This is a genomic window from Pelomonas sp. BJYL3 (assembly GCF_027257975.1).
GTDB lineage: Bacteria > Pseudomonadota > Gammaproteobacteria > Burkholderiales > Burkholderiaceae_C > Roseateles_B > Roseateles_B flavus.
The window spans coordinates 1,056,106-1,066,225 of sequence record NZ_JANZKX010000001.1; the positions used below are offsets into that span (position 1 = coordinate 1,056,106).

Below are 10,120 nucleotides of genomic sequence, written 5' to 3' on the forward strand. Positions count from 1 at the left end.
TTGAGAGACCATGGTCTCACGAAGTGGCTGGAACCAGGCAATAGCCGGTGCCCAGGACTGGGCAAGACAGCACGGCGTCAGCGACTTGCGCCTCGGGGCGCCGGTGCCTCAGCCCCGCAGGCGGCAGAGCTGGGCGGCCACCATCTCCGACATGACGAGGGCCACGGCTTCGGCGTCCAGACTGGGATCGTCGAACAGCAGCTCCTGGGCGGCATACAGGGCGTCGATGGCCAGGCGTATGGTCAGCTTGGCCCGGACGGCGTCGGCCCCGGGATGGGCGCTCATGAAGGGCAGCAGCAGCAGGTCCGTCACCTGATCATGCGAGAGGTTGCGCACCGACTGCAGCGAGGGCACGGCCCGCAGCGCCCGCGTCACCCACACGCCGGCCGGCATGCGCTCGGTGAGGGCCAGGGTCTTGAGGAAGAGCTCGGCCACGCTGGCCGCGAACTCCGGCTCCGGCAGCTGGAAGGTGGCCGGCACCGCCCAGGGCATCAGCAGCTCGTTCTGCACCTGCATCAGCCGCGTGCCCAGCTCGTGGAGGATGGCGTACTTGTTCGGAAAGTACTGGTACAGCGCCGGCGGCGAAATGCCCGCCCGCTGACAGACCAGGTTGGTCGACAGCCGCTCGATGCCCACCTCGCCCAGCAGATCCGCACAGGCCGCGAGGATGCGCTCGTAGGTCTCCACCGCCCGGGCCTGGGTGGGGGCCTTCTTCACTTCGAGGTCGGGGGCGGCGGGGCGGGTGGCGGGCATGGGCGGGAGTCTATGCGAGCAGGCGCGCACGCCTGCGCTGAAAAAAGGAAATGGCCCTTGACGGGCCATTTCAAGCCGGCCTGGGCCGGGACGGACCGCAAGCCGGCCGCAAATCAGCGGCCGGCATGAACGCGTCACGCCATGGTCGAGACCCCCAGCTGTGGCAGCTGATGCAACGCGGGCCTGTCGCCCTCGAAGTGCACCGCCGGGCCGCTGGAGAAACCTGCCATGGCCGACACCAAGGCCTGGACCTGGGTGTTGGTCAGCACGTCACCGTTGGCAAAACGTAACTCCTCGACCTGGTTGGCTGCGTTGAGATACCAGTCCTGCAGGGTCAGGCTGTCCGTCGTGCCATTGACCGAGGCCACGAGGTGGTTGCCGCTGCGGCTGAACGTCAGGTCGGCGGCCGACAGGCCTGCGCCCAGCTGGACCACGTCCTTGACCCCTGCCGTGGCGTCGTTCTCCACGATGCGGTCACTGCCATAGCCCCTGTCGAAGACATAGGTGTCAGCGCCCGCACCGCCGGTCAGCAGGTCGTTGCCCAGGCCACCGTTCAGTGTGTCCTGGCCGCTGTCGCCGGTGAGCGAGTCGTTGCCCGCGTCGCCCAGCATGCGGTTGGCATAGCCGGCCAGGGCCTTGAGCGTGTCGTCGCCGGAGCCGCCCGCGACCAGCGCCACCGTCTTGGCACGAATCGCGGTCTGGTCCCAGTTCACGCCGTCGGCAAACTGGATCTGGTTGATCCGCGCTTGCCACCAGGTGTCACTGTTGTAGTAGTTCGTCAAGCTCAGGCTGTCACCCGTCTTGAAGGTGATCACCAGGTGGGCGCCTACACGCTCGAAGCTCTTCAGGTCCGTGCTGGCCAGGTCGGTGAACTTCACCACGTCCCAGCGGCCGCTGCTGCCGTCGTTCTGGTTCAGCACGTCCTGCCCGAAGCCGGAGGCGAAGACGAAGGTGTCCTTGCCGAGACCACCGTCCAGCGTGTCATTGCCGGTGCCGCCCTGGAGCACGTCGTCACCGTCGTCGCCATACAGCGCATCGGCTCCTTCGCCACCATGCAAGGTGTCAGCGCCAAAGCCGCCACCCAGGGTGTCATTGCCTGCCCCTCCGTCCAGCGTGTCGTCGTCATTGCCGCCGAACAGGACGTCATTCCCCTGGTCGCCGGTCAGCAGATCAGAGCCGTTGCCGCCCAGGACGGTGTCGTTGCCATTGCCACCCGACAGCACGTCATTGCCGTCGCGCCCGTCAATGGATTGGTCTTGATCATTGCCCACCATCAGGTCAGGTCGCGAACCACCGATGAGGTTGCCGTCGGCCGCTGAGGCGAAACGCACAGTCCAGCTGCTCAGCTCTTCTGTGAATGCACTGACCTTGGCGGCGTCGGGGATGGCAATCAACTTAGCGTGCAGGTATGCAATGCTGTCCCACCCTTGCAACAACGCCTTCTTTTCGCCAAAGGCGCTGATGAACTCCGTCAGCGCGACGATGCCGTCTACGGGGTACACCTCAATGTAGGCATCAAAGAAGGCTTGCAAACGCGCGTAGTCATAGCGTCCATCCTTCTTGGCAGGATCGACAAGGAAGCTGGCGTACCGGGTCGGCAGCAGCAGTGATTCGTACACGTCCGTCTTGAAGCGCTCGTAGGCCAAGCTGATGTTCGCCACCTGCTCCGCCGACAGGGAGACGCTCATCAGTCCTTCGCTACCGGTCAACGCGGTGAATCGCGGCTGTCCGCCGGCACCACCATAGGTAAACCCCATGAAGCGCTCGACCACGCCAAGCTTGCGCAGGAATTCCTCATATGCCGGGGTGCCTGCGGTGAGTCCTGCCAAGTTGTAGGCGAGCTTGACACCGCGCGAAGCCAGCGCTTCCGCCTGGCTCTTTAGCGGCTGGAGGTCAGACGTCTTGGCCCAGGATTCCAGCAAAGCGTCCAGGCGATCCGCCTGCATCCCCCTAGTGGCCAGCCGGGAGTATTCGCCCAGCAGTCGACCAAGTTCAGGAGACAGGCTCACAGCCTCGTTGAGATCCCGCACCCGTCCGGAACCGCGAAGCGACGGGAGGCGCTTGGCCAGATCCGTAAGAGGAATGCGGTCAGTGAACTTTCGATAGAAAGTATTGACCAGCAAATCCAGGTTGGCCGCCGCACCGTTGGTTTCGCCCGCCACCCCGGCGGCCCCATCAGCTCGAGTGAAGACGCCGGCCGCAGTTTGAATATTGCCGTTGCCTAGATCCACTCGAACTGCCTTGGGATTGACCCCAATCGAAGAAATACCCAAGGAGGCCAGACCGATCAATTCTTCAGCCTGGCTCACGCCATCCTGATTCAAGTCACGCCAGACCTTCAGCTGGGCAAAAGCTGCGTCAAGCGCATCGATCTTCCCATCGCCGTTGTCATCCAGATCACCGAGAGCATCAAAGCCATCTGTGGCGAACTTTCCATCTTTCTTGAGCGTATCAACGCCAAAGAGCTCGCGCCCGGAGTTGATGGCGCCGTCGCCATTGCGATCCAGTGTCAGCCAGCCGTCGTCAGGCAGCACCCAGCCCGTGCCGGTCTTGACTCCGTCACCATCATGATCAAAGAGGACCACGGCGCCCGTCCTGGTGCCGGTGGTTTCAATGCCGTCACCGTCCAGATCCAGCACCAGGGGATCCCTGCGAGGGGGCGTACTGCCGGCAGAGCCAGCTCCTGCGCCGCCCGCGCCTGTACCGCCAGCGGAGCCATGCCCGCCGCCATCGCCACCGGCACCGCTGCCGGCGCCTGCGCCACCCGAGCCACCCGAGCCACCATCGCCGCCGTCGCCGCCCGAGCCGCCGTCGCCGCCCGAGCCGCCACCGCCGTCTGATCCGCCGTCATCAGGAAGCGAAAGATCGCCGTCCGTGTCATACAGATCAGTTTCAACAGCTGTTTCTGGCATCGTCTGAATGTTCTTCTCACCAGGCCGGCGGCCGTACAAATGTTCAAGCGCCCGAACTTGAATAGCTCGCATAGTATCCGGCTGCTTCTGCATTTGCCTCTTATATGCAGCCGCCAGCCCATTCATAAACGAATCATAAGTTTCCGCAGGACCCGGCTTCGAAGCAAACTCCAGGTATATTCTTTCCGCATCGCTATATCTTATATACCCCATTTCACCTGGGGCAGACAAGCCAGAAGTATATTGAAATGCGACAGCCATAGCCTCTCGACTAGCAATCGCATCAGCCAACCCTGCAAGATCCCTATCCGATTCCGCGCGCGTCAATTCAGCCTTCTTGTATCTCCTAAACAGGACGTGTCCAATTTCATGAGAGAAATCAGATAGCAGTCGACCATCGTTCTGATCTGGTCGCATTGAAATTGTAAAATTTCCGCACCCATCTTCACGCGTCTCAGAATATTTACCGGGCTCACCCCAAACCACTCTAATTGGAGCACCCTTCAACTATTCAATCAGCGCACGAATGTACTGCCGCTGATACTCAGTCGTAGCTCCGTCGAGCAGTCTTTGAAGAAACTCAATTGGTGTCTCAATTGCCATTTACATCACCCTCCATGTCAATCCCATAATTAAACTGAAAGCCGCGCAACGTGCCAGTACATAAATAGCCATCTCTTATTGAGTCAATTTCGATAGAAAAGCCCCACGCGCCCATCCCGTCGGGCTTTGATTCAGAAGTACCACATGGAGTTCTGTAGAATTTTTTCTGATGATTACTCAGTATCGAAGTCCACCCCTCCATCTCGCGGTACATTTCATGCAAATGGACGGGAGCATCGGCTTTGTATAGAAAATACATCCGAAAGCCAGAATATTGAGAATACCTTCGGTGCTCGTAAAATACTGCCCGCCAGCTCACTCGATATTTATGCCGCCCCACCTCCACATCACATTCCTGAGAACTAGGAATAGAGCCTTCGGACTTTTCAGGATCGAAGCCACAGTCAACAGGCGACCCGAACAAATCCTCAAAAAACAATCGACTAGGCACGCCTTTTAGATTACCAATCCTTATAAACTCTCTGAGTACAACATTCGGTGCAGAACGGTCCGCATCGCCAGCTGATAAGCAGCTGGATGCGCAAAAAGCAAGCAGTAGACAAAATATATATTTCACAACACCCTCTGATTAATTTGAATCACAAAAAATCTTAAAGAAAGATCTCCCGTATTTTCTTGCAGTAGCAACCGATCGCAGTTGCTGGCCTCCGGTGCCTTGACTAATAGGCGGTATCTGCGCCAGGCCGCCCCCTATTGCCTCCGGCCTGAGCCCATCCACCAGCATCCCGCGGTGCCCTTCCGCTTCCGGATCCAGCACCTCCCTCACCGGCGCCGTATCTGAGCCCACTAGATAGCACCCTGTCGCCATCGCCTCCAAACACGACCAACTCAGCACAAACGGGTAGGTCAAATACACATGCGCTGACGACACCTGCAGCACCCGCTTGTAGTCCGCATAAGGCACTTTGCCGAGGAAGTGCGTGCGCGTCGGGTCCAGCTGGTTCCCCACCTCGGCGAGCATCTTTTCGCGCCAGTGCTTGGCGTCCTTGGGCCGCGCGCCATAGCTGACGTCGTCGCCCCCCACGATCACCACATGCGCATTCCTATGCTCCCGCTGCACCGCCGGCAGCGCCCGCATGAAGGTGTGGAAGCCGCGGTAGGGCTCCAGGTTGCGCGCCACATAGGTGATGACCGGCTTGTCGGGATCGTTGGCACGCAAAACCTCGCCGCTGGGGGTCTTGATGACGGCGTTGGGGTCCGGGCCCAGGTTTTCGGTATCGATACCCTCGTGCGCCACCGTGATCTTGTCCAGATAGGCCGCGGGATGCTGGGCCTTCTGCCAGTGGGTGGGGCTGATGCCGGCATCGCAGTTCTGCAGGTTCAGCAGGTGCAGGGCGTTCCAGCTGCGGATGCGGGCGAGGTCATCGAAGGTGACGGGGAACTCGGGGTCGAAGCCCACGTCGGCATAGGGCCAGGTGGCGCGGTCGAGCTGGTCCAGGCCGTCCAGCGGCGGGGTGTTGTAGAACCACTCGCAGTAGTGCACGAGGCGGGTGTGGGGGAAGACGTCCTTGGCGTAGAGCGTCTCGCCCCAGCCGGGGTGGGCCAGGATCACGTCGGGCGTGAAGCCCTCCTTCTTGAGCTGCAGCAGCACGCGCGCCACGGCCTGGCCGTGCAGCACGGCGTCTTCCATGCGGCGCAGGTAGTGGTGCTGCTCGCGGTGCACGCCGCGATGGGGCTTGTAGCGGATCAGGCGCAGGGCGCCGGCGCCGGTACCGATGTCGGTCAGGCCAGGCAGGCCCGGCGCGGTGTCCCGCCCGATGCCGACGACCTGCCAGCCCGGGCGGCGGGCCCACTCCGCCGCCACATGGCGGAACTGGCCGGGGAAGTTCTGGTGGATGAGCAGGATGCGCATGCGTGAGGCAGACAGGAGGGCCCGCGGGAGGCGGGCCAGGCATAGGAAAAGTGAGGGGGCGTGGGGGCGCGCTCAGCGCTCTCCCAGGCTTTCCTGCACATGCTGCTGCAGCGGACTCAGCAGGTAGTCGATCACGCGGCGCCTGCCGGTCTTGATCTCGGCCGTGAGGTTCATGCCCGGGGCCAGTTTGATGGTCTTGCCGTCCACGTTCAGCTGGTGGCGTTTGAGCACCAGCGTGGCGGGAAAGATGGCGCCGCGCTTCTCGTCGTTGACCGCATCGGCGCTGATGTGCCGCACCTGCGCCTCCACCGTGCCGTAGCGGGTGTAGGGGAAGGTCTCGAGCTTGATCTCGGCCACCTGGCCTTCGCGCACAAAGCCCACGTCCTTGTTCTCCAGCACCACCTCGGCGGTGACTTCCGAGTCGTCCGGCACCAGCACCAGCAAGACCTGCGCAGGCGTCACCACGCCACCGGGCGTGTGCACGGCCAGCTGCTGCACGGTGCCGGCCACGGGCGCGGTGAGCCGCGTCAAGGCATCGCGCTTCTGGGCCTTGACGGCTTCCTCGCCCAGCTCGCGGGTCTTGAGGTCAGCCTGCGCCAGGCGGTCGCGCCAGCTGCGCTCGGTCTCGGCGACGAAGCTCAGCCGGCCGTGCTCGCTCTCCTTCAGCGCGGCTTGCGCCTCCTGCAGCCGGGCCTGCGCAGTGGCCAGGTCCCGCTCCAGCTCGATGCGCTCGCGCGTGCGGTCCTGCCCCGCGTGACTGGACATGAAGCCCTGCGTGGAGAGCTGCTGGTAGTCCTTCTCCCGGGCCTGGGCCAGGGGCAGCGTGGTCTGCAGCTTGGCCACGGTCTGCTCGGCGGTGCGGATCTCGGCCTGGCGGCGCGCGAGCTCGGCCTGCAGCCGCGCCTGCTTGGCGGCGATGTCCGACCAGTCGCTGCGCAGCTGGGTGCGCGCGGCGGCGAGCTCGGCGGTGCTCAGTTCGGGGACCGGGCTGAGCGTGGGCAGCGGCCCGCCGCCCAGCGCCTGTAGCACGGCCTGCGCCCGCAGCTTCTCGGACCACGCAGCGGCGCGCTCCTGGGCCACGCGGCTGGCGTCGGCCGCGGTGAGCGTGGCGTCCAGCTCGATCAGCAGCTGCCCGGCCTGCACCTTGGCGCCGTCCTGCACATGGATGGCCTTGACCACGCTGGTCTCCAGCGGCTGCAGGGTCTTGCTGCGCTGGCTGACGATGATGCGGCCTTGCGCCACGGCCACGATGTCCAGCTGGCCCAGGCAGGCCCACAGCAGGGCGATGAGGAAGAGCCCGCACAGCACCCAGGCCGCGCGGCGCGGCGCGGGGTGCGGGGGCGTCTCCTGCAGGGCCATCGCGGCGGGCAGGAAGGCGCGCTCGTCAGCCAGGCGTTTGGGGCCGGCCAGCTCCTCGCGCATGGCCCAGGCGGCGCGGAAGATGGCGGCGTAGCGGGCGAGCAGTTCGCGCACGGGGTGGCGTGGGGTGTTGTTGGCCTGGGCTGGCGTAGCAGCGTTCACGGTGGTCTCCGGTGCCGTGCTCATGCCGTCCTCCCGGCCGTTTGCAAGGGATGCGGCTGCTCCACGACGGGTGCCTCCTCGGCATCCACCCCGCCCTGCGCCTGCATGCGCCACAGATGCGCGTAAAGCCCTTGGGGGCGCTGCAGCAGCTGCTCATGCGAGCCCATCTCCACGATGCGGCCGCGCTCCATCGCGATGATGCGGTCGGCGTGACGCACCGCGCTGAGCCGGTGGGCGATGATGAAGACCGTGCGCCCCTGGCAGATCTGGCGCATGTTGTGCTGGATGATGGCCTCGCTCTCGTAGTCCAGCGCGCTGGTGGCCTCGTCGAAGATCAGGATGCGCGGCTGCGCAAAGAGCGCCCGCGCGATGGCGATGCGCTGGCGCTGCCCGCCCGAGAGCCCCGCGCCCTGCTCGCCCACCACCGTGTCATAGCCCTCGGGCAGCTCGCTGATGAACTCGTGCGCCCCGGCCAGCTGCGCCGCGCGCATCACCAGTTCCAGCGGTGCAGCCGGGTCGGCGATGGCGATGTTCTCGCGCACGCTGCGGTTGAAGAGCATGTTGTCCTGCAGCACCACGCCCACCTGGCGGCGCAGCTGCGCGGCGTCGATCAGGGCGATGTCCTGCCCGTCCACCAGCACGCGGCCGGCCTCGGGCACATAGAGGCGCTGGATGAGCTTGGTCAGCGTGCTCTTGCCCGAGCCGCTGCGGCCCACGATGCCGATCACCTCACCGGGCTTCACCTCCAGGCTCAGCTCCTGCAGCACCGGCGGCGCGTCGGGCCGGTAGCGGAACGTGACGCGCTCCAGCGCCACGCGCCCCTGCAGGCGCGGCAGCGGGCTGGCGCTGTGCGCCGGGAGTTCGGTGCGGGTGTTGAGGATGTCGCCCAGGCGGGCCATGGAGAGGCCCGTCTGCTGGAACTCGGTCCACATATTGGCCAGGCGCATGATGGGCTGCGCCACGCGGCCCGCGAACATATTGAAGGCGATGAACATGCCCAGGGTCAGTTGGCCGTCCATCACCAGGTGCGCACCCCACCACAGCGTGGCGGCGTTGACCAGCTTGCCGATGAGGTTCACGGCCTCGTTGGCGTACTGGGCCAGAGTCTGGGTGCGGAAGCTCGCGGCCACGTAGGCCGCCAGCTGCTCGTCCCAGCGCCGCGCCATCTGCGGCTCCAGGGCGCTGGCCTTGACCGTCTGGATGCCCGTGATGGTCTCCACCAGCAGGCTCTGGTTCTCCGCGCTGCGGGCGAACTTCTCGTTGAGCCGCGCACGCAGCACCGGCACCACCACCAGGCTTACCGCGGCATACAGCGGCAGCGAGAGCAGCACGATGAGCGTCAGCGTGCCGCTGTAGGCCAGCATCATCGCGATGAAGATCACCGAGAACAGCACGTCCAGCAGCAGGGTCAGCGCATTGCCGGTGAGGAACTGGCGGATGTTCTCCAGCTCGCGCACCCGCGCCACCGAGTCCCCCACGCGGCGGGCCTGGAAGTAGGCCAGCGGCAGGTGCATCAGGTGGCGGAAGAGGCGCGCGCCCAGCTCCACGTCGATGCGGCTCGTGGTGTGGCTGAACACATAGCTGCGCAGCACGGTGAGCGTGCTCTCGAACAGCATGATCACCACCAGGCCGATCACCAGCACGTCCAGCGTCGAGAGGCCCTTGTGCACCAGCACCTTGTCCATCACCACCTGGAAGAACAGCGGGCTCACCAGCGCGAAGAGCTGCAGGAACAGCGACACCAGCAGCACCTCGCCCAGCAGCCGGCGGTGCTTGACGATGCTGGGGACGAACCAGCTGAAGTCGAACTTGGCCAGCGCCCCGGCGAGGCTCGCGCGGCTGCTGATGAGGATGAGCTCGCCGGACCAGGCGGCGGCGAAGTCGGCCAGCGGCTCGATGGTGGGCCGGGCGCCGGCGTCAACGCCCGCACCGGCGGCGCCTTGCGCCGGGTCCATGAACAGCACCCGCTGGCCGTCCGTCTGCGCCAGCACCACCACCCGGCCGTCCTTCATCAGGGCCAGCGCCGGCAGGGGCACCAGGCCCAGCCGCTCGGCGCTGCTGCGGCTCAGCTTGGCGCTCAAGCCGAGGTGCTTGGCGGCCAGCAGCAGGTCCTGCGTGGAGCCCGCCTGATGCTCGCCCAGGCCCAGCTGATGGCGCAGGGCCTGCGGCTCTGCCGGCACCTGGTGCAGGCGGGCGATGATGGCCAGGGCCTGGAGGCAGGCATGCGGCGGCGGAACTTCCCCCCCTGTGGAACTCATATCCAGCAATTTCCTCGCTTTGACGGCAGCTCTTGTGTCAGTTGGCACCGTCTTTGAATTCGATAGCGACGCGCCGCCCTTCAGGGCTGCGTCGCAAAGTCGCAAATTGTTCCAGCCGCTGTTCGCCCTCGCCTCCCACTTTTGGGGGTATCCAGCAATAGAACTCAACAAATCGGCTGAAAACTACCGCCGAATTGATC

The 10,120-nt window shown here is 64.7% G+C and carries 6 protein-coding genes; all 6 read right to left on the minus strand.

Translation table 11 applies throughout. The features are described from left to right. Positions 1-108: 108 nt before the first annotated feature. Entirely contained in the window at positions 109-753 is a 645-nt protein-coding gene (locus O9Y01_RS04685) for a TetR/AcrR family transcriptional regulator (protein WP_269630313.1), read from the minus strand. Positions 754-887: 134 nt separating this feature from the next. Next, the gene (locus tag O9Y01_RS04690) at positions 888-3,758 is read right to left on the minus strand and encodes a calcium-binding protein (RefSeq protein ID WP_269630314.1); all 2,871 of its coding nucleotides are present in this window, start codon (positions 3,756-3,758) and stop codon (positions 888-890) included. Between the two features lie 499 nt (positions 3,759-4,257). Next, the gene (locus O9Y01_RS04695; RefSeq protein WP_269630315.1) at positions 4,258-4,845 is read right to left on the minus strand and encodes a hypothetical protein; all 588 of its coding nucleotides are present in this window, start codon (positions 4,843-4,845) and stop codon (positions 4,258-4,260) included. A 12-nt stretch (positions 4,846-4,857) separates the two neighbouring features. Continuing rightward, positions 4,858-6,141, minus strand: a complete 1,284-nt coding sequence (locus O9Y01_RS04700; protein ID WP_269630316.1) for a glycosyltransferase family 4 protein — start codon at positions 6,139-6,141, stop codon at positions 4,858-4,860. Between the two features lie 72 nt (positions 6,142-6,213). After that, positions 6,214-7,686: an HlyD family type I secretion periplasmic adaptor subunit gene (locus tag O9Y01_RS04705; RefSeq protein WP_269630317.1), complete on the minus strand. Its 1,473-nt coding sequence runs from the start codon at positions 7,684-7,686 to the stop codon at positions 6,214-6,216. Next, the gene (locus tag O9Y01_RS04710) at positions 7,683-9,920 is read right to left on the minus strand and encodes a type I secretion system permease/ATPase (RefSeq protein WP_269630318.1); all 2,238 of its coding nucleotides are present in this window, start codon (positions 9,918-9,920) and stop codon (positions 7,683-7,685) included. The genes O9Y01_RS04705 and O9Y01_RS04710 overlap by 4 nt, the downstream gene beginning before the upstream one ends. Positions 9,921-10,120: the final 200 nt, after the last annotated feature.

Excerpts from the sequence above, each read along its gene's own strand:
- O9Y01_RS04690 (WP_269630314.1), bottom strand. The coding sequence starts at position 3,758 with ATGCAGAAGCAGCCGGATACTATGCGAGCTATTCAAGTTCGGGCGCTT.
- O9Y01_RS04705 (WP_269630317.1), bottom strand. The coding sequence starts at position 7,686 with ATGAGCACGGCACCGGAGACCACCGTGAACGCTGCTACGCCAGCCCAG.
- O9Y01_RS04700 (WP_269630316.1), bottom strand. The coding sequence starts at position 6,141 with ATGCGCATCCTGCTCATCCACCAGAACTTCCCCGGCCAGTTCCGCCAT.
- O9Y01_RS04685 (WP_269630313.1), bottom strand. The coding sequence starts at position 753 with ATGCCCGCCACCCGCCCCGCCGCCCCCGACCTCGAAGTGAAGAAGGCC.
- O9Y01_RS04710 (WP_269630318.1), bottom strand. The coding sequence starts at position 9,920 with ATGAGTTCCACAGGGGGGGAAGTTCCGCCGCCGCATGCCTGCCTCCAG.